Origin of the sequence: Shewanella sp. 5S214 (genome assembly GCF_041439795.1) — a bacterium.
Classification (GTDB): Bacteria; Pseudomonadota; Gammaproteobacteria; order Enterobacterales; family Shewanellaceae; genus Shewanella; species Shewanella vesiculosa.
In genome coordinates, this window is record NZ_JBGOOV010000006.1 from 178,305 (window position 1) to 201,817 (window position 23,513).

Annotated in this window: 14 protein-coding genes and 1 tRNA gene; 4 read left to right on the top strand and 11 right to left on the bottom strand. The window is 41.8% G+C overall.

Translation table 11 applies throughout. The annotated features are described in order from the left end of the window. Window positions 1-625: 625 nt before the first annotated feature. The 3 genes from hrpA to ACED29_RS06170 form a co-directional block, all read right to left on the bottom strand. Window positions 626-4,501, bottom strand: coding sequence for an ATP-dependent RNA helicase HrpA (gene hrpA, locus ACED29_RS06160; protein ID WP_371697275.1), 3,876 nt, complete (start codon window positions 4,499-4,501; stop codon window positions 626-628). Between the two features lie 77 nt (window positions 4,502-4,578). Further along, the gene (locus ACED29_RS06165; RefSeq protein WP_124016507.1) at window positions 4,579-4,995 is read right to left on the bottom strand and encodes a CBS domain-containing protein; all 417 of its coding nucleotides are present in this window, start codon (window positions 4,993-4,995) and stop codon (window positions 4,579-4,581) included. Between the two features lie 245 nt (window positions 4,996-5,240). Then, the gene (locus ACED29_RS06170) at window positions 5,241-6,275 is read right to left on the bottom strand and encodes an isoaspartyl peptidase/L-asparaginase family protein (protein WP_371697276.1); all 1,035 of its coding nucleotides are present in this window, start codon (window positions 6,273-6,275) and stop codon (window positions 5,241-5,243) included. Window positions 6,276-6,463: 188 nt separating this feature from the next. On the opposite strand from ACED29_RS06170, the gene ACED29_RS06175 reads away from it, so the two are divergent. Together ACED29_RS06175 and ACED29_RS06180 are read left to right on the top strand one after the other, a co-directional pair. After that, window positions 6,464-8,254 carry an autotransporter assembly complex family protein gene (locus ACED29_RS06175; protein WP_124016536.1) on the top strand — a complete coding sequence of 597 codons (1,791 nt, stop codon included), beginning with the start codon at window positions 6,464-6,466 and terminating at the stop codon, window positions 8,252-8,254. Further along, window positions 8,251-12,144: a translocation/assembly module TamB domain-containing protein gene (locus ACED29_RS06180; RefSeq protein ID WP_371697277.1), complete on the top strand. Its 3,894-nt coding sequence runs from the start codon at window positions 8,251-8,253 to the stop codon at window positions 12,142-12,144. The genes ACED29_RS06175 and ACED29_RS06180 overlap by 4 nt, the downstream gene beginning before the upstream one ends. A gap of 64 nt (window positions 12,145-12,208) precedes the next feature. Here ACED29_RS06180 and rplY read toward each other — a convergent pair whose 3' ends face one another. From rplY to ACED29_RS06195, 3 genes are all read right to left on the bottom strand, one after another. Next, window positions 12,209-12,496, bottom strand: coding sequence for a 50S ribosomal protein L25 (gene rplY, locus ACED29_RS06185; RefSeq protein ID WP_124016504.1), 288 nt, complete (start codon window positions 12,494-12,496; stop codon window positions 12,209-12,211). Between the two features lie 349 nt (window positions 12,497-12,845). Further along, window positions 12,846-13,397, bottom strand: coding sequence for a DUF882 domain-containing protein (locus ACED29_RS06190; protein ID WP_124016503.1), 552 nt, complete (start codon window positions 13,395-13,397; stop codon window positions 12,846-12,848). Between the two features lie 238 nt (window positions 13,398-13,635). Beyond that, window positions 13,636-15,072 (bottom strand): murein L,D-transpeptidase, encoded by a 1,437-nt coding sequence (locus tag ACED29_RS06195; RefSeq protein ID WP_371697278.1) that lies wholly within the window; start codon window positions 15,070-15,072, stop codon window positions 13,636-13,638. A 270-nt stretch (window positions 15,073-15,342) separates the two neighbouring features. Between ACED29_RS06195 and ACED29_RS06200 the strand changes: the two genes are divergently transcribed. Continuing rightward, a complete protein-coding gene (locus tag ACED29_RS06200; protein WP_124016501.1) occupies window positions 15,343-15,618 on the top strand; it encodes an HU family DNA-binding protein in 276 nt (91 codons plus the stop codon). Between the two features lie 486 nt (window positions 15,619-16,104). Here ACED29_RS06200 and ACED29_RS06205 read toward each other — a convergent pair. From ACED29_RS06205 to ACED29_RS06225, 5 genes are all read right to left on the bottom strand, one after another. Beyond that, window positions 16,105-16,190: transfer RNA gene (locus ACED29_RS06205), tRNA-Leu, on the bottom strand. 215 nt (window positions 16,191-16,405) lie between these two features. Next, complete coding sequence (locus ACED29_RS06210; protein WP_124016500.1) at window positions 16,406-16,735, bottom strand: hypothetical protein; 330 nt, start codon at window positions 16,733-16,735, stop codon at window positions 16,406-16,408. 194 nt (window positions 16,736-16,929) lie between these two features. Beyond that, entirely contained in the window at window positions 16,930-17,802 is an 873-nt protein-coding gene (gene rluB, locus ACED29_RS06215) for a 23S rRNA pseudouridine(2605) synthase RluB (protein ID WP_124016499.1), read from the bottom strand. Window positions 17,803-18,221: 419 nt separating this feature from the next. Continuing rightward, window positions 18,222-21,287 carry an efflux RND transporter permease subunit gene (locus ACED29_RS06220; protein WP_124016498.1) on the bottom strand — a complete coding sequence of 1,022 codons (3,066 nt, stop codon included), beginning with the start codon at window positions 21,285-21,287 and terminating at the stop codon, window positions 18,222-18,224. Window positions 21,288-21,290: 3 nt separating this feature from the next. Next, on the bottom strand, window positions 21,291-22,370 hold the full coding sequence (locus tag ACED29_RS06225; protein ID WP_182741245.1) for an efflux RND transporter periplasmic adaptor subunit: 1,080 nt from the start codon (window positions 22,368-22,370) through the stop codon (window positions 21,291-21,293). Between the two features lie 191 nt (window positions 22,371-22,561). Between ACED29_RS06225 and ACED29_RS06230 the strand changes: the two genes are divergently transcribed. Further along, window positions 22,562-23,488: a LysR family transcriptional regulator gene (locus ACED29_RS06230; RefSeq protein WP_371697279.1), complete on the top strand. Its 927-nt coding sequence runs from the start codon at window positions 22,562-22,564 to the stop codon at window positions 23,486-23,488. The last annotated feature ends 25 nt before the right edge of the window (window positions 23,489-23,513 follow it).

The following is a 23,513-nucleotide window of genomic DNA, read 5'->3' on the forward strand; positions in this document are numbered from 1 at the left end:
AATAGGCTTAAGTATTGTCTTCGCTTCATTGCACTATTGGATAGAATAGCTATTAAATTGTCATTCAATAAATGCTTAGCCATATTAAAGTAGTGTAATCAGTAATAAAAATAGCAGCCTAGGCTGCTATTTTTGTTTTTAGTGTCGGAGTTTTTTTAATGTAGTGAACCAAGTGTCAGTACATCAATATGCTCGTTCAATCGTCTTATTCTTCGTCAGAAGGTAAAGACTCTAACACGTCATCTTTCACTTGATAGTAAGCATTTTCGTATTCATGAACTTCCATAATAACTCCAATCTTTTAGGTCGTTTTGTAGGTGTAGGCCTGTCTTTTTATTTACAGCAACAAGATGATAAATCTTTAATATAGACAACATCTTGTTAATGCTGAGGGGATGACATTTGCCTTACAGAGAGAAGACTGACAATCACATTCTTCATGCCGTGGAGTATAACAATAGTCAGATCACAATCAAACCAAAATTACGAAAAACTTTCAGTTTTGTAGGTTTTTTTATTGATGTAACCTATAAAAACCCCATTTTTAGCAAAAATAAATGAAACACTTTCAGTTTTACATAAAAAAGCCGATGCATGGCATCGGCGATAATATTATTCTCAACAATTATATTTGGCTAATATGGTTCAATACTCGCTTTTCTGAAATAGGATAAGCAGTGCCTAGCACTTGGGCAAAACATGATACTCGATACTCCTCAATCATCCAGCGAGCTTCAATCAATGCTTCAGGTATTGCTTGTGAACGTGGCACTTTAGCTAATTGCGCCGTTAACGCCTCTTGTACTTTAGCAATGCTATGCATGTGTAATCGATCGCGTGTTGGGTCAACAGGTAGCTTATTGAGTCTATTTTCAATGGCTCTGAGATAACGGCTCACATCGGTTAAGCGTTGCCAACCACAATCCTCAACAAAGCCTTTATAAACCAGACTATCAAGCTGAGTTTGAATATCACTCATCGCAAAGGCAATATCCAGGCTAATTTTACCTTTTAAACGCTTCTTAACACGTTGATAAATAGTTAATATTTGCTCAACATTTAATGCTATTTGCTCAGCAGTTGGGTTAAGCTCTTGGCGAACCCAATCTTTTGCTTGCTCGAACTGCTGTTCATTGCGAATATCGAGTTGCTTTTTATCCAATAACTGCTGCACCGCGGCATTAATAATATCTTCAATTAATATCTGCACTTGGCCGAAGGGATTAAAGTACATTGCAAGCTTAGCTTTATTAGGTAATGCTTGCTGTAAGTGCTTCACTGGCGAAGGGATATTAATCAATAACAACCGACGCAGGCCTACTCGATGATGGCGCTTAGCTTCGTGTTCATCATCAAATAGCTTGATCGCCACATCCGTTTTATTGTCTATTAAGGCAGGATACGCTTTTACTTCGTAATTGCCTTTACGCTGCTGATATTGAACCGGTAAATCACCAAACGACCAGCTAGTTAAAGCTTGTTGTTCAATGCCTTTATCAGCCACTTTACGAATGGCTTTGGCTACTACCCCTTGTAACTGACCTTTTAACGCTTCTAAATCACGGCCTTGGGCGACTAAACGACTTTGATCATCTTCAATCTTAAAGTTCATCTTAAGATGTTCTGTTAGTTGCGTTAAATCAAAATCATCAGCCGATATGCGCACGCCACTCATGCGCAGTAACTGTTTACACATAGAATCGAGCATCGATAACTCAAACGGTTTCATCGCTTGATAACATGCTCGGGCATAGTCTGGAGCAGGCACAAAATTACGGCGTAAATTTTTCGGCAGTGACTTGATCAACGCAATGAGTTTCTCTTGTCGTAATCCCGGTACAAGCCAATCAAAATCACTGTCGTCAATTTGGTTGATCAGTGCAACAGGAATATGTACAGAGACTCCGTCATCAGCGCTAGCAGGTTCAAAATGATAGCTCACAGTTAAGGCTAAATTCCCTTTGTGCCATATATCAGGGAAATCAAGCGCCGATATATGCTCGGCACTTCGCTGCATTAACAAGGCTTGGCTGTAATCAAGTAAATCAGGGGTTTGTTGGCGAGCTTTTTTCCACCACGCAAAAAACAACGGCCCGTTAAAAATACCTGCAGGGATCAAGGGTTCATAAAAATCCACCAGCACTTGCTCATCGACTAAAATATCTCGACGACGAGACTTGTGCTCTAGTGTTTCAATGTCATTGAGTAGCTGCTGGTTATTTACAAAAAAAGCCTCTTTAGTCTGTAACTGCCCTTCTGCTAAGGCGCTACGAATAAAAATCTCTCGAGCTTCAATAGGCTCAATAGGCCCATATTGCACTCGACGGCGATTAACGATAGTTAAGCCATAAAGCACTTGGTTCTCAAGTGCGATAACACTTGCTGCTTTAGCTTCAAAATGCGGTTCAAGATAATTCTTTTTCACTAAATGGCTCGCAAGCGATTCCAACCATTCAGGATCAATTTTTGCGCAACAACGGGCAAACAATCGTGACGTTTCAGTCAACTCTGCGGCCATAATCCACTTAGGACCTTTTTTGGCTAAAGGTGAACCCGGAAAAACAAAGAACTTACGGTTACGTGCCCCTAGATACTCGTTGTTCTCGCCTTTAAAACCAACATGACTTAACAAGCCTGATAATAATGCTCGATGTAACTGCTCATAACTGGCTGCACTGTCATTAATACGCCATTTCAATTCATGAACAGCTTGTTTCACTTGAGTATATAAATCTTGCCATTCACGCACGCGTAAATAGGCGAGATATTCATCGCGACATTGTTTTCTAAACTGACTGGCTGACAACTCATGCTTTTGATCTTTAACGTGGTCCCATAACTTAACCCAACTGGCAAAATCAGAGTCTTTATCGGCATAGCGACGATGACATTCATCAGCGGCTTGTTTTTTATCCACAGGACGTTCACGCGGATCTTGGATAGATAAACCAGAGGTAATCACTAATGCTTCATGCAAACAGCCTAATTTGTTCGCTTCAATAACCATTCGAGCTAAACGAGGATCAAGTGGAATTTTAGCTAAATCTTTGCCCAACGGGGTTAACACTAAATCATTACCTGATTTCTTCACTGCTTGTAACTCTTCAAGCAATAAAAAACCATCACGAATATGTTTTTGATCCGGTGGCTGAATAAATGGAAATCCGCCAATGTCACCCAAACCAATCGCCAACATGTGTAAAATCACCGAGGCAAGATTAGTCCGCAAAATTTCAGGATCGGTAAATTCCGGGCGCTGAATAAAATCCATTTCATCGTAAAGTCGAATACAAATACCAGGGCCTACGCGACCGCAACGGCCTTGACGTTGATTGGCACTGGCTTGGGAAATAGGTTCTATCGGCAAACGTTGTACTTTAGTCCGGTAACTATATCGGCTTATACGGGCGGTTCCGGGATCGATAACATAACGGATCCCTGGAACAGTTAATGAGGTTTCAGCAACGTTAGTGGCCAGTACAATGCGCCTACCAATGTGACTTTTAAACACTTTAGATTGCTCACCGTAAGAAAGGCGCGCATATAGTGGTAACACTTCAGTATCGCGATATTGCTGTTTATTGAGTAAATCAGCTGTATCACGGATCTCGCGCTCACCATTCATAAAAATTAAAATGTCGCCGGGCCCTGCCGCCATGAGCTCTTCAACAGCAGCAAAAATACCATCGCTGACATCTAAATCTTCATCGCTATCGCGAACTAAAGGACGGTAACGCGTTTCAACGTCAAAGGTGCGCCCTGATACTTCAATAACTGGCGCATTATTGAAATGTTTTGAGAAACGGTCTACATCGATGGTTGCGGAAGTAATAATGACTTTTAAATCAGGACGTTTTTTTAATACTTGCTTTAGGTACCCTAAAATAAAATCAATGTTTAAACTGCGTTCATGCGCTTCATCGATAATAATCGCATCGTACTGGTTTAAAAATCGGTCAGAAGTGAGTTCCGCTAACAAAATACCATCGGTCATCAGTTTGATATAACTGTTGTCGCTCAGAGCATCTGCAAAGCGAACTTTAAAACCAACAATATCACCTAAAGGGCTATTAAGTTCATCAGCAATACGGTTGGCAACACTACGGGCGGCTAGACGACGAGGTTGAGTATGGCCAATTAAGCCACGAGTGCCTAAGCCAAGTTCAAGACAAATTTTAGGTAACTGAGTCGTTTTACCCGATCCCGTCTCACCCGCGACAATGACCACTTGGTTATTGGCAATGGCAGAAGCGATATCATCACGTTTTTGTGACACAGGCAGTTCGTCTGGGTAATGAATAACCGGTCGAGACTGTAAGCGCAACTGCGCTTTGGCATAGGCTTGCTGCGCAGCTTCAGTTAACTGCGCTAACGTTTGGGATTTTTTTTCAGACTCGGCTTCTTTATTGACACGATACAAACGACGTCGAATTTTAGCGGCATCGGTTTGATAACAAAGATTGAGATACGCCTTAGATAGCGGGTGAAGGTCCGAATTCAAATCTGATTCCCTTGCTTACATCAAAAAAAGCGATCCTAGCAAGGAAAACAGCAGAATGGTATTGATTTCAACGATTGTTATATTGGAGATAAGTAACACTGTTGCATATAAATATTCATCGCCTTAAGTACATTCGTCCGATTAATCGTTCCAATGACTTTTCCTGCACTCACTACAGGATAAATCTTCGGTTTAGCGCCTAACATTTGATCCGCTAATTCCAATATACTTTCATCGGGCGTCACCGACAATACAGGGCTTTTCATGCAATCTTTTACTGTACTGGTCATATCGCAATGGTAACTGCTTTTTAGCATCACAGATAAACAATCTTGTTGAGATAGAAAGCCCACTAATTGACCGATATGATCAACAACCGGAGCACCATTTTTATTACTGGCGAGTAGTTTTTCAACCGCAATAGCCAGTGACATATCTGCAGTTAATAATACTGGATGCTTATCCATATAATCTTTAATTTTTATTGAATCCATATTGCCCCCTATTACACGCTAATTGGCTACGTGTTTAATAAACCCCGTCAAGCAATTCATAAGGAATCAACTCTCGGGTACTAACTTGATTAAGTTTAGTCAATAATGGCTCAGGAGATAGAAAATATAACCGATTGCACTAATCGGTTTACTAATCAATGGTATTAGCCCACTGCATTAACCACGTCATGAACTGACTTGATGAATCTATTTGATAAACCTAAGTCTATTCAGCGCAGTAATACTTACTTGTCACGCCAAATCATAACGGTTGCAACTTGGCCTTTACTTCGTGTGGCGCGATACATCCCTTCGGTATTAAATGGTGTCGCGATATTGCCACGTTGATCAATCGCTATCACTCCTCCAGTTCCCCCTGCCGAGAGCAAGCGTTGATTGATGACCTCATCGGCCGCTTGAATAATCGATTTCTGTTGGTATTTGACTTTAGCGCATATGTCGCCTGCCACTTGATAGCGAATAAAATATTCGCCATGACCCGTCGCTGATATGGCGCAAACACCATTTTCAGCATAGGTTCCAGCACCAATAACCGGTGAGTCACCAATGCGGCCAAAACGTTTTGCCGTCATGCCTCCAGTTGATGTTCCGGCGGCAAGGTTGCCTTGTTTATCAAGCGCCACTGCGCCGACTGTGCCGTATTTGTAGTTGGCAGGTAACTGGGCAACTGACGCCTGGTGATCACCACCATTTACGCGCTCAGCTTCAATGATGCTCGCTTTGGCATCCAGCAATTGTGCATAACGATGAGGCGTGTCGAAATGGCTATTAGACACCAACCTAAATTGTTGCGTTAATGCAAACTCCTCTGCTCCTTGGCCATATAGCATCACATGAGGTGATTTCTCCATCACTTTTCGAGCTAAATCAATTGGGTTTTTAATGTGTTTAATCCCCGCAACGGCTCCAGCATTCATTGTGTTACCATCCATTACCGAGGCATCTAGCTCATGGCCGCCGTCAAAAGTATAAACCGCGCCAACACCAGCATTAAAAAATGGACTATTTTCTAACACATTAATTGCCGCTTGAACCGCATCAAGACTATTACCGCCTTTATCTAGCACCTTATAGCCTGTATCAACAGCCTGTTTGAGTTTATCGCGAATAGCTTTTTCTTGTTGAGGACTTAAACTGGCAGCAGAAATGGTTCCCGCGCCGCCATGGATGGCAATTGAAAAAGGCTTATCATCTGTGGCTGCACAGATATTTGCGGTTAAGCATAAACACACTGCAATCGTTAAATATAATTTATTCATGTTAGGCAAGTCCTTGAAAGTGGTTTATCTTTGTAACCATTTGTGGTTGTAATTTCAATCATATCCTTGCGACTTTTAGACTTTGTAGCGACAATAGTCATCATGATCACTTTTGGAAAAATTAGCTTAATTTGCCGACAAAACGCCTTAAATTTAGTCAGTTTCTATTACTTTCGTTGACCTTATTGATGTCAGGCTTTGTGCTGGCTGATAATAATTGGCTAACGATTAACGTTAATGGCGTTAACAAACAAATTGAAAATAATATTTCAGCTCACTTAGGTACCTTGCCAGATAATGATGTTCAACGCCGAGCTTTTTTATTCACAGTTGACGATAACACCCATGATGCGCTTGAATCTATGGGCTACTATCACGCTATTTTAGATATTGACGTTAACGAAAAAGATAATGGGCCTTGGGAGCTAAAGCTCGATATCACCCTTGGGGAACCAGTGATTATTCAGTGGGTTGATATTCATTTTCAGGGAGAGATGCTTGAAGACAATACTTTTTCGCTATGGCTTAATAGCCTAAAAATCAAACCTGGTGACACCTTAAACCACGGGGTTTACGATTCAATTAAATCACAATTAGTCACTCTGGCAATGGCAAGAGGATATTTTGATGGTCAATACACAAAATCAGAAATCAGCATTAATCGTGACTTAAATAGCGCCCAAATTAACCTCGAATTTGATTCAGGTAAGCGATATTTATTTGGTGATGTTGACTTTGAAGGTTCAACGCTTAATGACGATATTGTCGAAGCATTAATCCCTTTTGGTGCTGATGCGCCTTATGCCACGCAACTTTTGACTGAGTTTAATCGTAATTTGTTAGATACTGGTTACTTTAGTAATATCAAAGTATTGCCTCAATTAGACAAGATTGAAACTGGTGTTGTGCCAATTAAAGTTGAACTAAGTCCTCGTCCTAGCCATCTTATTGAGGTCGGTTTAGGTGCTGATATTGGTAATAGTACCGAAAAAAGTATCGATCCTCGCGTGCGAGTGACTTGGCGTACCCCACAAATAAACCGCTATGGGCATTATCAAGAAACCAGTATGGAGTGGTCGCCTGAACGGCCGAAAATTTTAACTACCTATACGATTCCATTAACGCATCCTTTAGATGATCAACTAAAAATAAAACTAGGATTATTACGCGACACCTATGGTGTCACTCAAGATTATGATCCAGATAACCGTCAATTTAATAATACTGGCCAGTTAGAGTCTGAAAAATACATTATTGGCTTAACGCGTCAACGACGGTCCAAAAGTAATTGGCTGCATGGTTATTCCCTTGAATCCACAAGAGAGTTTTATAATCAACTCGATACAGATTACGATCCGCGATTTTATTTATTAGGTTACAACCTCACCAAAACGGTTCGAGGTGACAATACCCTCGATCCTAAATCTGGCTATCGTCAAACATACAGCATTGAATATGCAGATCCATCTGTAGGATCGACTATTCGTCTCACTCGCTTACAAGCACGATTTAAATGGATAGAAACCTTATTTGATAAGCATCGATTTGTTGCTCGCGTTGACTTAGGTGCCAATATTGCAAATGATAACGATATTGCCAACATTCCCCCATCACTGCGTTATTTTGCTGGTGGCGACCAAAGTATACGGGGTTACAGTTACCAAGAATTAGGGCCCTATATTGACTACACCAACAGTGAAGGCGGCTTATCGAGACAAGTGGTTGGTGGCCGTTTCTTGGCCGTCGGCAGCGTAGAATATCAGTACTATCTCACCCCTACTTGGCGCGTTGCTACCTTTGTCGATGCGGGTAATGCCTTTGATACACAGAAGTTTGAACCTGTGGTATCGGTTGGTGGAGGTTTACACTGGATATCACCGATTGGTCCAATCCGAATGGACTTAGGGTTTGGCTTAAAAGAAACTGAGACTGTTGCACGCTCGTTTCGTTTCCATTTAACCATGGGGACTGATTTATGACAGATGAGCATTCTGAGCAAGGTCAGCAGCCACAAGCGACCGCTGCCAATAATAATACCAAAACTAACCGTGCAACTAGCTTACCTGCACGCATTTGGCGCCAAATTAAGTTTTATACTCGGATCTTAATTTATGTACCTTTAGCATTATTGATGTTGTTTGCCGTCCTCATAGGCACGCCATTTGGCAGCAAAACAGCGGTGTTCTTGGTTAACCAATTGGTCAGTGATGTTGAAGTTGAATACGCTTCTGGCACCTTAAATGGCGATCTCACCCTTCATAGCATCTCATGGTCAATGCCTGACATTAGCGTTAATGCTCAAAATGTAACATTGGAATGGGTGCCAACCTGCCTGATGAATAAACAGTTGTGTGTGACAAACCTAATGGCTTCGAGCATAGGAGTGAACATTGTCAGTGATAATATTCCTGCTGCAAAAGATGCGGATAAATCCACTGAGTTACCAGCCCCTTTTACTGAGTTTGAATTACCGATAAACATTAGCCTCAGCCAAGCAAAATTAACCCAGGTTGATATTGCGGTCAATAGCATGACATTTCATGCCGATGAGCTGTCGACTCAAGCTATTTGGAACAGCGCAGGCCTGATGGTTGAATCATTTACCAGCCAAGGCCTGATAGTTGATATCCCTTCTGCACCAGCATCAACCAAGCCAATCAATGTTCCAGTGGAGAGTAAACAAACTTCACAAACGGTTGATGCAAAAGCGGCAGCATGGCCACTGGCGAATTTACCACAAGTGTTTATGCCTTTTCCTATTGATATTAGGCAATTTAATGCAACAGACAGTCAGCTCAAATTGGGTGAACGAACTGATCATTTTAGCCATATCGCATTAGCGGCCAGTTTTCGTCAATTTGAACTTGGAATAAGCCAACTCGACATTCAGCATGATGATGGTAATGTCAGTGTTAGTGGTGACATTGCTTTGCATGACCGCTATCCGCTCGCATTAACACTAACAGCAAATGTCGATAATCTGCCTGAATTACCGGGGCTTAAACAGCAACAACTTAGCCTTGAACTTAGCGAAGACTTAAGCCAGTTACACATCAACGCCATTGCTAAGGGTGATAGCCATTTTAACCTTACTGCTAAGGTTGATCTCACGTCTCCTGCGCTTGACTACCAAGTAACACTGACCGACGCAGCTTTACAGTGGCCACTGAGTAACCCCTTGTACACCAGCAACATTAGCCGTTTTACCAGCAAAGGTGATAGTAAAGATCAATTGGCACAGTTTGAAGGGCAAATCACCACGCCTTACCATCCACCTTTAACGGTAAGTGCTGATATTGTTAACGTTAAGCAAAAACTGACGGTTAATAAGCTGGAGGTACAGTCGCTGGCTGGCAATGTGGAGCTAACGGGAGAGCTGTCATATCAAGATAACATAACATGGCAAGCTAAGGTGCTTAGCGACAATATCCAGTTGCAATACATTGATTATATTAATCAGCAAAATCCAGTCAAAAGTAAATTCAGCGGCCATTTTAATAGTTCGGGCAGCCTTGCGGATAAACAATGGCAAGTGGCAATTGAACAGGCTAATTTAACAGGACGTTTAAATGGTTATCCATTGAATTTACAGGGCGATATTTCATTAAATCAAGATTTTGCAGTTAACGCGTCGAACTTACAAGCCAATGCTCTTGGTGCTCAGTTAATCGTCAACGGTCAAGCGGATCAAATCTGGGACATCAATGCTGAACTGAGTGTGCCAGATGTCAGCCAGTGGCTAACAGGCGCTCGCGGTAGTATCTTCGCTAAAGTAGATGTCAGCGGCAATAGTGCAGACCCTATCGTTGATGTGAACGCACAAATTAACAAGTTGAGCTACCAAGGTAGTAAAATTGATAACCTCAATTTACTCGCTAACTATCGTCCTTATTTACAACACCAATATCGAATAGAACTGCATAATAACAATCTTGTATGGAGTAGCTATAAACTGACAGATATTTCTTTTATCAGTGAAGGCAACCAAAGCAAACAGCAAAGTAAACTGAATACTCAAGGTGATTTGGTCGTCAATACTCAAATTAGCAGTAGTAGCAATATTGATAAACAACAATTTAATGCCACCTTAACCGAGTTCAGTATCAGTAATGTCCTTGGACAATGGCAACAAGATAAACCCATTACAGCAAACTGGGATCAACTTAACCATAGAGGTAGCATCAGCAGCTTCTGTTTAGTGCACCCACACAATAAACTATGTTTGATCAATGATGTTAATTTGGGCCACACTGGCCAAGCCAATATCACGCTTACGGGTAACCCAGGTAAAACCTTGGAGCCCATTTTATCTAAAAAAATCAACTGGAGCGGTGAAGCAGCGTTAACCAGTCAAGTTAATTGGGCTAAAGCTAAAAAGCCTACGGCCAATCTTCAATTTACACTCCTACCCGGTAATATTAAGCTAAGCCGTACTAAAAACAACACCATTAGCATCGACTATCAGCAGCTGCTATTACAAGCGTCACTTGATGAGAAAAAAGTGACCAGTTCATTAAGTTTCGATTCATCCGGAATCGCCAGTTGGCAAAGTCAGCTAAGTGTTAATATCACTCCCGATCGTACCTTACAAGGAACGATTAATGTGAATGAGCTCAATCTCGCTCCCTTTGGAGAATTTTTCCCAAGACTTGAAACCTTAGAAGGCATGCTATCGAGCCGATTAATGTTATCCGGTACCCTTATGGACCCTAGTCTATCAGGTAATATTAAACTCAATGATGCAGCATTGGCCTTATCAACTAACCCTACATTAATTGATAAACTCTATTTATCACTCTCACTTGAAGGTCAGCAAGGGCAGCTCAATGGCCAGTGGCATATGGGAGATGGCCAAGTCACCACCCAAGGTACCCTAGCGTGGCCACAAGGTAAATTTAGTGGTGATATTGACATTAAAGGCAGTAACTTAGCGGTTATTCAACCGCCAATGGCAATCTTAAATGTCTCTCCAGATATTAATATGACCTTTGATGACCAACTGTTCGCAATAAAAGGCAAAGTGAATGTTCCCTCAGGACAAATAAAAATCACCCCATTGGCTGAAGGAGGCATAGCCGTATCAAATGATGTGGTATTCAATGATTCAGTGTCTCAACAAACGGTTAAAACCAGCCCTTACGCCATCACAGCCGACTTAAATATCAATGTAGGTAAAAACCTCACTATTGATGGCATGGGCCTCAAGGGTAAGCTAGAAGGTGACCTTGTACTTCAGCAACAAGCATTTAAACCACCGATGTTGTTTGGCGATATTAGAGTCAATAAAGGTACCTATAAGTTTATGGGGCAGACCCTAACGATCAATACCGGTGAAGTGCAATTTATTGGACCAACTGCATCACCAAATCTTAATATAGAGGCAACCAGAGAGATTAAGGAAAGCGATATAACCGCAGGTGTCAGAGTTACGGGGACACCAATGCGCCCTGTTGTAACCTTATTTTCTAATCCGGCAAAAGAACAAGCTGAGATATTATCGTACATTTTAACGGGTAAAGGCTTTACCAGTTCAAGTAACCAACAAAGCAACTCATTAATGATGGGGGCAGCGCTGAGTTTAGGCTCACAACTTGATGGTGGCGCAATGAATAGTATTGGCAGTACAGCGACAGGACTCATTGAAAAATTTGGTTTTTCTAATGTACAACTTGATACCAATGATGATGGAAAAGTAGCTGTGAGTGGCTATATTGGCGAAGACTTAATGATTAAATATGGTGTGGGCGTGTTTAACCCAGGGTATGAAATGACCGTGCGCTATTACTTATTTTCACAATTATATTTAGAAAGTGTATCGAGTACCTTAAGTCAATCACTGGATATCTACTATAGCTTCGAAATTGATTAAACTTTAGGGTTGTAAAAAACAGACACAAAAAAAGCGCCCTTAGGCGCTTTTTTCAAAGCAAAAGTTAGACAAACATGAAGTCAATATGTTCAACTAATTGCTTGAATGCGTGACGTTGGATAGCCTTTGCACGAACTTTAACTTCTTTACCATCGACAACGATAGTTAAATCAGTTGTGTAAAAGTTTTCATTTAACTGGATGTTAATGATGTCTTTGTGTTCGAACGTGATTGATACAGGCTCTTTACCTGGACCATAAATTACTGCAGGAACTTTACCGGCATGACGTAGGCGGCGGCTCGAACCTTTCCCGATTTCTGTGCGGGTTACTGCGTTGATTGTGTAAGACATTAGTCACTCACTTAATAATTAATAAAGTATGAAGGCGTCATCATTCTCGACCAACGATGACTCAAATAAAGCGCGCGGATATTACCACAGCCATTATCAACCCACAAGAAGATATACTAATCCTATTAAATATGTGATCTTTCAGCGAGAGTTCAAAGTGCTATAGGCAAGACAGATGATTGAAACAAACAGTGACTCTCGGTAACAAGCTCCTGCGTAATCCACCCTCCAGTATCTGACCGCAATGGATGGTGGGAATGTCTTATTTTTAAAGCGTCTAAAGATGCCTAAAGGACTTTGAAACCTGAGAGACTCTGAACTGACCAGATATTTAATGAGATTTGTCTTATTAACCCCAACGTCTCACTGGACCACAATCAATGTGTACAAAGCCATCGCGAGGATAAAACCCAACACCGCCCAACTTAAGAGACTCGGCTGCATCACGCAAATGTTTGGTTTTTACCCCAGGTAAAGCAATATCCATTGCCATGCCTTTCATGTGATAACTTTTCTTCGCTACGCCATTACTTCGAGATGCGAGCATTTGGTTCGTTTTCGGTGAACGATAAGCGGAGATAACATGGATTTCATCTTGATTATCTAACGTAGCCTGCAATTTATACAAATATTCAAATAATCGTTTATCAATTGGTGCGGCTACATTTTGACGATGATCACGTAATACATGATCAAACTCAGTCAGTGTCGCTGATTGATATTGACCATCAACCCAAAAGCTTCCCTGACTTCTTTCACCGGTATGTAGATTATAAAAACGTAAATCTTTAACCCCAATAGTTGCACGACTTGCTTGGGCGGTATTAGGTAACAGAGTCACCACTGCGGCACCGCTTAAGCCTAATAATACCTGCCGACGAGTTAGGCACTCAATTGTCATTTATACACCACTTTAATTATCTAAATTCAGGACTTATCAGCCTTTGAGGCATGATTTAATCTTCACAACACGATCGAACTAGTTGTTGCTTTTTTATCCAGCTGGCGAATAAATTAACCATTAATGCTCATAAATGCAAGTCTGGCGCTGTTGTGTGAGATTAAAAACACGCACGCTAATATGAGAGTGTGATATTGCTCAAGTGCTTAGGAGCAAAGTGAGCAGCCATTAACTTTACTTAATTAACTGATAATGCCTGCACAATATCTTTGCTGGCGCCTTGATGGCTTAAGAAATTGACCGCTGCTTTTGGAGTTAACTGATAAATGTCATCACGATACTGAATAACATATTGCTCATCCACCCAAGCACGCCAATAGACCATGTGCACGGGTAAAGATGCAGATAAGGCAAACCATTGAGTTTGAGTATAATTAGACTGTAAGCGATTCCAGGTTCGTTTATCGATAACCAAATGGTTGACAAACCAGTCGGCTAATTGCTGTACCTTTTCAATGCGGACACAACCTGATGATAAATCTCTTTGTGATTTTGAAAATAGCGTTCGATTAGGGGTGTCATGCAAATAGATACTTTGATCATTATTGAAATGGAATTTATATCGGCCTAAAGCATTATCACCTCCAGGACGCTGCACGACTCGATAAGGAAAGCGCCCTATTGCTGCTTGCTGCCATTGCTCCGCAGTTTTATTAACTCGATTGCCTTCATAATCAAACACATCAAAATGCTTGTCGGCAAAATAGTCACCATAGCGCCTTATTTGCGGCAAAATATCTTGGCGTAAAATCTGTCGAGGTACCGTCCAAGTAGGATTGATGATGATATTTGAAATTTGCCCTGTCATCAGCGGAGTCGGCCGGTACGGTTTACCCACGATAACTTTCGATGACAATACGACCTGATTATCATCCACCAATACCATTTGAAAAGCAGGAATATTAATTAACAAATAAGGTTGAGGCAATTGACTTAAATATGCTGTTTTTTCAACAAAGCTCTTTGCTAATAAAGAAGCCAGTTGAAGCGGAGTTTGATTTAACCAAAATAAGGTCTTTGGACCAATAACGGCGTCAGGTTTTAGCCCATGGCGAGACTGAAAACGTTTAACACTTTCCGCTGAAGCGGGTTGATACACAACTTCATCAGCAAGTAATTCGCTGGCATCACCTAATAGCCACAAACGTTGGTTGATTAACTTAATATTGGGGTCGCTATCGCCAGGGCGAAGCAAGGCATCAACTGTGATAGCCTGCCAATCTTGAGTTTGCGATAACCACATTAACTTGCGTAGCGCGTTTATGACACTCAGGTAATCATCGACGGCAGGTTCCAGTGCGATATTTTTTTCAAGCAACGAGGCCGAACTTTCGATCGCATCAAATGCGATAGGCACCTTTTTATTACGCCAAAAAGTGGCAACACTTTGCTGAATGAGATCGATATATTCTAATGACTTTGCAGCTGAGCCTGTTTGTAATATTGCTAAATAGTGTGCTCGCTGCGCATTAGGTTCAGCCAAATACTGTAATTGCAGATTTTGAGTTAAGTTAGGATATATATCATCAGTATCGGCCAAAACAAATGACGATATACTCCAAAGCAATATGGCTACTATGCTCACATTTATAGACAGTTTATGTTTACTGAACATACTCTTCCCCATTAGCGACACCCCACGATACTGTCATGTTTATGACATAAGTGAAATGGGTATAGTCATTATGGCAAATAATAACGCGCTTTGAATGAACGAAACATTTAAGCAACAAAAGTGAATACTAAAATATTACCTCTTTGTATAAAAGTTAATCGTAAATATAAAAAGTAACCACTTAACATTAATTTATGAATACACAACTAGGAAGGTCGATATTGAATTGTTATAAGAGGGTTTTGAAGTACTTAAGTTATAGAGACTGTCATGAATAAAAAGCAACTCATCCAATCAATGGCCAATAAAATGGACCAACCTCAAGCTCAAACAAAGCAACAACTTGAACAGATCCTAGCCATTATTCATCAAGGTTTAGCTGAAGGTGAGAAAATCTACATTCCACAATTTGGCACGTTTGAATTGCGTTTTTACTTACCTAGAGTAGGCCGTAATCCACAAACGGGTGCAGCCATAGAGATTGACGGATTTAATCAACCCAGCTTTAAAGCGTCGCCAACATTAAAAGCGTTAATCAACGATTAGCTAAGGCACTAGAGATTAAAAGCCGAGGTACTAGAACGCTTCGCTGCAAGAGGCTATAGCTGAAGTAGCTAAAGGGCGATATGCAGGCTGTTAAATGCGAATGTCACTGAAGTCAGCGTTAAAACCTTAAAAGCCGAGGTGCTAGAACGCTTCGCGACTAGAGGCTATAACTGCAGTTGCTAAAGGGTGATGTGCAGGCCGTTAAATGCGAATGTCACTGAAGTCAGCGTTAAACCTTAAAAGTCTAAGTACTAGAGTGTTTAGCAGCTATAGGCTATAACTCTGTAGTATTCAGACCTCAAACGCTCTTATAGCCGCGTAGCGAACTAGTAGGATGAAGTCCGCCCTAGCATCTAGGCTCGTTCGCTCTTATCGCCCTCACCTTCTTTTGCGTTTGTTACCCTTAACCACCAAATTACAGACGTAAAAAAGCCCCAACATAAGTTGAGGCTTTTTTACACCACTCTCTATTACTAGAGATTATAATGGTACCCGAGGCCAGACTTGAACTGGCACGCTTATTCAGCGAGGGATTTTAAATCCCTTGTGTCTACCGATTCCACCACTCGGGCAAACTGAGCGTGTTTTGATAAAAATATCAACTCACTTAATTTGTTATTACGTTAGGTAAACCAAGCTGCTTTCGCGTCCGGCTTAACTTGGGGCACACTTTACTGATTTTTTTGAGCCAAGCAACTAAAATTTTCATTACATCAAACTGAACGCTTTAAAAAACGTCAATCCGATGTAAAATCCAACAAAACAAAGTGCTTAGCACAATAAATAATTAATTTGCTCTTACTGGTGTTAAGCCTTTACTGCGATTAGTTACCGCTTCTTCAATCTCAAAACCGGCTTCACTCCACACTTGAGCTTCTTCAACATTAAAGGCTTCTTTGGCCCAAATCGTTGCTGTATCTAACGTGAAGTTTGCTTTTATCCAACCATCGGATTCTGCAGGTCCAAACCCTCTGACACGCCAATTTTGCGCTTGGGTTGAATCAAACCCTATCGCTTTCCATTGACTGATCTCACGCTCAGACATACCTTGCCAACTCGGTGCAGATGCGCAAGCTACTAGTAACAAGACCAATAAACCAACCAATACTTTTTTCATACATTCCTAATCATTAGTATTAACGCCGCAGCGCATAAATTGTCGAATAACAGCTCAATAGGCCGTAAATTTTGAGAATCATATCTGAGAAAAAACTTTTGACAAGTAGGCAAGCAATATATAATTTTTATCGATAAAAAATAACAAAAAAGGCCGCTTTCGCGACCTTCTATAAACAAAGCAAAACTGATTTATTAGCTACGCTGACGCGTTGGTTTGCCGTGATTACCCACCACTTTATGCTTATGAACTGCACGGCGAATTTTAGCACTTTTCACTTTAGAACGGGCAACACTGTGTTTGTCCGAGCCTAAAATTGAACGTGTCTCAGGTTCTAAACCAGCAAGTTGACGTAAGTAGTTCACTTGGTCAATTGGCAGTTCAATCCAGCCACCACGAGGCAATGTTTTTGGCAATTCAACTTGACCATAACGCACGCGGATTAAACGGCTAACTTGTACGTCTTGAGACTCCCACAAACGACGCACTTCACGATTACGTCCTTCGCGAAGGGTAACATGCCACCATTGATTGATGCCTTCGCCGCCCGCAGCTTTGATGGTATCAAACTGGGCTGGGCCATCTTCTAAGGTCACACCAGTACGTAAACGCTGCACTGCAGCCTCTGGCACTTCACCAAAAGTACGCACAGCGTATTCACGCTCTACTTCATTAGACGGATGCATTAAACGATTAGCTAATTCACCATCACAGGTAAATAATAGTAACCCTGAAGTATTAATATCTAAACGCCCTACCGCAACCCAACGAGCATCACGCACTTTAGGTAAACGTTCGAACACGGTAGTACGACCTTCAGGATCTTTGCGCGAGCAAATTTCACCTTCAGGTTTATGGTATGCCAGTACACGACAAATAATGTCGTCAGCTGATTTTAATGAAACGGCACGGCCATCAATACGTATTTTGGCATCTGCCTCAACACGATCACCTAAACCAGAAATTTCACCGTCAACACTAACTCGGCCTGCAGCAATCCATGCCTCCATCTCACGACGGGAGCCATGGCCTGCACGGGCCAAGACTTTCTGCAATTTTTCACTCATTAGCGGGACTCTTTAAAGAAGTTTTATAAAAAACAAAAGGTTAATTACTCTTGTTTTATTGTCTTTTTAGGATTGTACCCGCCTATGGCGCATACAATTAGAAAAGTGCGTAGATTATACGCTGAATGGGGCTGGTGAGCAAAAAATACCACAGTTACATTCAACTAAGGATAAGAGATAACTGAAACGCAGCAAAATCAATCTATGCTATGTCATCAATATCAAGCTGGCGATTGGTTTGCGAACAAGACCAATGGAGGCGTAAAAGCTGACCGATTTTGAGTCAGCCATTGTTGATAACAGAAATACATTAAGCAGCCTGCTGTACAACGTCGCTAATGATAGATTAATGCCTTCAAAAAGGCTGCTGGCACAATTGCATCAGCAGCCTTAATCAATCAAATAGCATTATTGATCGATCAGCGAGTCACTTTAAGGTTAAACACTAGGCTATACATAACGGGCAACACCACTAAAGTTAATAGTGAAGCAAAACCTAAACCAAAGATGATGGTAATCGCCATAGAACCAAAAAAAGCATCACTAATTAAAGGGATCATGCCCAACATGGTGGTAATCGCAGCCATCATAACAGGGCGAACACGACTCACACACGAATCAACCAGTGCAAATCCAGCCTCTTTCCCCTCTTCAAGTTCAAGATTGATTTGATCAACCAACACTATGCCGTTTTTGATCACCATCCCAGACAGGCTCAACAATCCAAGTAATGCCATAAAGCTAAACGGAGCATCAAATATCAACAACCCCGCTGATACCCCAATAACCGCCAACGGTACCGTAAACCAAATGACCAAGGGTTGTCGTACAGAGTTAAACAGAAACACTGTGATTAAAAACATCGCTAAATAACCCATGGGAATTGAGCTAAAAACAGCTGTTTGCGCTTCGCCTGCCGATTCAAACTCCCCGCCCCACTCCAAGCGATAACCGGAAGGCAGTTTAATTGCCTCTATTTTGTGTCTAACTTTTTTGTGCACTGAGTCTGCAGTTTCGTTAGAGCCCAATTTAGGATCTGCCAAGACAGCCAACATACGAATACGATCACGGCGCATCACCAAAGGGTTTTCCCATTCAGTGCTGAACTCACTGACGACTTGCGTTGCTGGGACAAAGGTATTGTTCTCTGTACTCCAGATTTGCATCTTCCATAAACTATCCGCTTGAAGCCGTTCTGCTGCTGGTGCACGAGCAACAATCGGTAACAGATGGCTGGTTTCACGGTACAAGCCAATTTGTTTACCGCTAAAGTTAACCAATAAGGCATTATCTAAATCTTGTTTACTGATGCCGGTTTCACGTGCTTGAGCATTTTGTAATTGTGGACGGATGAGTGGCACTTGGTTGCGCCAATTGTGGCGAACACCGTCCATTGTCGGTTCGTTTCTAAAAATACTTTCCGCTTGCGCGGCTAAACTGCGCAGCACTTGAGGATCTTCGCCATAGAAACGCGCCTCAATTTTCGCCGCTGGTGATGGACCATTCTCCATATTTTTTAAACGGTATTGTGCTTGGGGGAAATGGCTGTTTAACAACTGTTCAACTTGAGGCATATAAGCCTTAACGGCTGCTAGGTCGCGCATTTCTACGATAAGCTGAGCAAAGGCTGGATAGCCTTTTTCAGGCTGATAAGGTAACACAAAACGCTGGGCACCCTGACCGATGACAGATGTCAGGTGCACTAACCCGCTGTCATTAAGCTCACTTTCTTGCAGTAGCTTTTTCTCTATTTCGCCAGTAAATCGTTCCGTGGCTTTAATGTCTGTCCCTTCTGGCATCCATACATCAACAAAAAATATTGGCGTATTTGATGCAGGAAAAAACACGTTCTTAATGTGACCAAAACCTATCACTGCGGTGACTAACATCGCCAACACCACTGACAATGTCACTAGACGAAAACGTAATACAAAATACAGAAAACGACGATAAGTGGTAAACAACCAGCCTTTATAAGGGTCTACCTGTTCAGCTTGTGGTGAAGTCTCTTTGAATAACAAATTACAGAAAAATGGCGTTAAGGTGATTGCTGTAATCCAACTAATAAACAAAGAAATCATTAACACTTGAAACAATGAACGACAAAACTCACCGGCCGCATTTTGTGACAAACCAATTGGCGCAAAGGCAATAATGGCAATCACAGTTGCGCCTAATAATGGCCACTGAGTTTGCGATACCACTTGCTTGGCGGCTTCAAGACGAGTTTTACCACGCTGTAAGCCAATCAAAATACCTTCGGTGACCACAATCGCGTTGTCCACTAACATACCTAAGGCAATGATCAGCGCCCCCAGAGATATCAACTGCAATTCAATGTCCAATACCTTCATTACAATGAAAGTACCTAAAATAGTTAACAGCAGAATTAGGCCCATCAATAGTCCAGAACGCAGGCCCATAAATAATAATAATACTGCGATGACAATCGCAATCGACTCTAAAAGGTTAATCAAAAAACCTTGTACGGTATGATCAACCGCAGAGCTTTGGTTATAAACCGTATCAAGGCTCATCCCTAACGGCCGTTGCGACTCAAGCTCAACTAAACGCTCGCTCACACGCTTGCCCACATCAACGACGTTTACGCCGCCAGAAAACGCAATACCTAACGATAATGCCGCCTCACCACTATTGTGATAAAGCACATTAGGGGTCTCGTCATAGTCTTTTTCAATATTGGCAATATCTCCAAGGTAAATAAGTTCAGTACTGCCTGGTGAACTGACGACTAAACGAGACAACTCCTCTACAGAACTAAACTCACCAGTGGGATGTAAACGGATACGATTATCACCAATCACAATGCTGCCAGCATTAGACACCACATTTTGATTGTTCACTAATCCATAGATGTAACTTTGATCTAAACCAAGCGCTGACAGTTTTTGCTGTGAAATCTCAATCACCACTTGCTCTGTCACATCACCTACCACAGAGACTTTTTTTACCCCGGGAACAAGCACCAACTCACGGCGTAAATAGTCGGAATAGTTGCTCAGTTCTCGGTTACTAAAATCGTTGCCTGACAAGTTCAATAAAATACCGTATACATCACCAAAGTCATCAATCACTTGTGGCTTAGCGGTACCAGGTGGTAAGCCCCCTGTGGTGTCATTTACTTTTCGACGCACCTCATCCCACACTTGAGGTAAGCGATGTTTGTCATAATTGTCTTTAATCTCAACCTGAATTTGTGATAACCCAGCACTGTTGATAGAAGTGATATGTTTAATGCCATCAAGCTGCTGCAACGCATCTTCAAGCGGCAAGGTCACTTCTTCTTCCACTTGCTCAGGCGATGCACCAGGATAGGCGGTGATCACTAGCGCTTGTTTAATGGTAAATTCTGGAAACTCTAATTGTCCTAGTCCCGTAAAAGCCACACTGCCACCAATAAGCAGTAAAAATACAAACATCCAGCTAATCACTTTATGATTAATGGAATATTCAGCAACATTCATCAACTACACTCCCCGTTGCCAGCGTAATGGCTTCACTTTCATGCCTGCAGATAATTGCGACAATCCAGCAGCAACAATAACGTCGCCTTTTTGCAAACCACTCAACACTTCAACACCATCTGTGCTTACGCGACCAAGCGTCACTTTCACCGGATTAATGTCACCGCTATCAGGCTGATAGCGCCATACTGTCACCTCACCTGTTTGATCTTGTTTGTCTACAGCAGAAATTGGCACAATCGCAGTAAAGCCTTGTGGTGATTCGTTGAGCGTAGCTAAGGTTAATTCAGCACTCATGCCTGGCAGTAATTGCACATTGTCAGGTTGTGGTAATGAAAACACCACTTCATAGGCTTGGGTGCCCGGCGTCACTTGGGTTGAGTATTCTTTAAATTTGGCATCAAACGACATGCCCTCTACTGCGCTAAAACGTACTTTTGCCGCTAAGCCATTGGCAATATCTTGAGTTAAGACTGCTGCCATAGCTTCAGGCACTTGAATAGTGACATCAAGCAAATGATTATTTTGCAGGGTCATTACCCCTTGGTTTGCCTGAACAATTTGGTGATTATCCACTAGTCGCTTAGCAATGGTGCCATTGAATGGTGCTTCTAAACGGGTATAACTCACTTGGTCATTGGCTGCAGCTAGCGCGGCTTTGGCCGACTTAAGTTGGGCTTTACTGCTGTCAAATAGTGCTTGGGAAATCAGTTTACGATCGAGTAGCGTTTGATTACGGCTAAAATCGGCCAGCAACAAATCGTACTCTGCTTCACGCGTCATTAAATTATTACGCGCATCGCGATCGTCTAATTGAGCCAGTAAAAAACCTTGTTTAACCTGCTGCCCTTCCACAAGATCCAGTCTGACAAGCTGACCTGAAATCCGAAATGATAACTGTGCTCGACTGTTGGCTTCAACTCTGGCAGGAAATTGGCGAATAGTATTGCCTGAAGATTGCGCGACCTCAAACAATTTAACGGGGCGTACAAGCTCTTCTTGTACGGCGCTTTCGACAGGCGTACAACCAGCTAGAATAGTAGAAATAAGCAATGCCAATGGCAATGTTGAGCGATATTTCATCGATTATGTTCCTTGGTAACAGAGATTTAAACTGACGTAATGACAACATCATCATCTCTTTTTGAGATGACAGTTAATTTACAATTGGTTCGAACAATACGCTGAATTATAGTTGCAATAAATGGGTTTATTTGGGAATATCAATCCCATTATTTGAGTTTGACTTATCAAGCATTATTAGAGCAAACAATATGAAAACTGAAGACATTGCATTATTCCACCGCATCGTCGAAACCGGCAGCATTCTTGAAGCGGCTAACTTATTGAATTTGCCTAAGTCAACCGTCAGTAGACGCTTGCAATCGTTAGAGGAGTCATTAAATTTAAAGCTGTTTCACCGTCAAAGCCGCGCCATCACCCTCACGTCCGCAGGCAGTCATTTCTACCAAAAAACCTTAACTATGCTAGCTGATTTAGCACAGACATTAGATGAGATCACCGATAACAAAGCTGAACTCAATGGCCATCTGCGGATATTAATCTTTCCTATCCCAGAGATGATGGACATTGTCAGCAAAATTTTTAATTTTATGGACGCAAATCCAAAGCTGTCAGTTGAAATTATTAGTAGCACAGAACCCCTCGATATGGTCAGACACAATATCGATATTGCATTTATGGTCCAAGAAACGTTTAGCGAAATAGACATGGTGGCAAAACCGATTATTCGCGAAGAGTTATATTTTGTTGCCAGTCCACAATATCTGGCTAACGCCGGAACACCGCATTCACCAGAGGACATAGAGCAATATAATTCGATTTTATTTCGCTTCCCTAATGGTAAAACCTTCAGCGAAGTGCCTTTGGCAAATGATGCGATGCAAGCGGTCAAAGGCAATTTGTGTACCAATAGTATCCAACTCGCATATGAAGCAACGCTTTCTGGCCGCGGCATAGGTTATTTACCTTTGCGAATTTGTCAGGAGGATTTTAAGCACGGCAAATTAGTGCGATTGTTTGATGAACTCCCACCTTATATGGCGGTAGTCTTTTTAGTTTACCCTTCGAGGCGTTTTTTAAGTCTTGCCAGCCAACGCTTTATCGATTACATGTTAGCCAATCTGCCTCAAAGTGGCCATTATCAATCGCCGTCGACACATCTAAAAGTGTGGATGTGATAAAGCGACTGGACCAACTCTTAGA

Bases quoted from the DNA above. Each gene is read 5' to 3' on its own strand.
- ACED29_RS06200 (WP_124016501.1), top strand. From the start codon at position 15,343: ATGAATAAAAAGCAACTCATCCAATCAATGGCCAATAAAATGGACCAA.
- rluB (WP_124016499.1), bottom strand. From the start codon at position 17,802: ATGAGTGAAAAATTGCAGAAAGTCTTGGCCCGTGCAGGCCATGGCTCC.
- ACED29_RS06210 (WP_124016500.1), bottom strand. From the start codon at position 16,735: ATGAAAAAAGTATTGGTTGGTTTATTGGTCTTGTTACTAGTAGCTTGC.
- ACED29_RS06225 (WP_182741245.1), bottom strand. From the start codon at position 22,370: ATGAAATATCGCTCAACATTGCCATTGGCATTGCTTATTTCTACTATT.
- ACED29_RS06190 (WP_124016503.1), bottom strand. From the start codon at position 13,397: ATGACAATTGAGTGCCTAACTCGTCGGCAGGTATTATTAGGCTTAAGC.
- ACED29_RS06175 (WP_124016536.1), top strand. From the start codon at position 6,464: ATGTCAGGCTTTGTGCTGGCTGATAATAATTGGCTAACGATTAACGTT.
- ACED29_RS06165 (WP_124016507.1), bottom strand. From the start codon at position 4,995: ATGGATTCAATAAAAATTAAAGATTATATGGATAAGCATCCAGTATTA.
- ACED29_RS06195 (WP_371697278.1), bottom strand. From the start codon at position 15,072: ATGTTCAGTAAACATAAACTGTCTATAAATGTGAGCATAGTAGCCATA.
- ACED29_RS06230 (WP_371697279.1), top strand. From the start codon at position 22,562: ATGAAAACTGAAGACATTGCATTATTCCACCGCATCGTCGAAACCGGC.
- ACED29_RS06220 (WP_124016498.1), bottom strand. From the start codon at position 21,287: ATGAATGTTGCTGAATATTCCATTAATCATAAAGTGATTAGCTGGATG.
- ACED29_RS06180 (WP_371697277.1), top strand. From the start codon at position 8,251: ATGACAGATGAGCATTCTGAGCAAGGTCAGCAGCCACAAGCGACCGCT.
- rplY (WP_124016504.1), bottom strand. From the start codon at position 12,496: ATGTCTTACACAATCAACGCAGTAACCCGCACAGAAATCGGGAAAGGT.
- ACED29_RS06170 (WP_371697276.1), bottom strand. From the start codon at position 6,275: ATGAATAAATTATATTTAACGATTGCAGTGTGTTTATGCTTAACCGCA.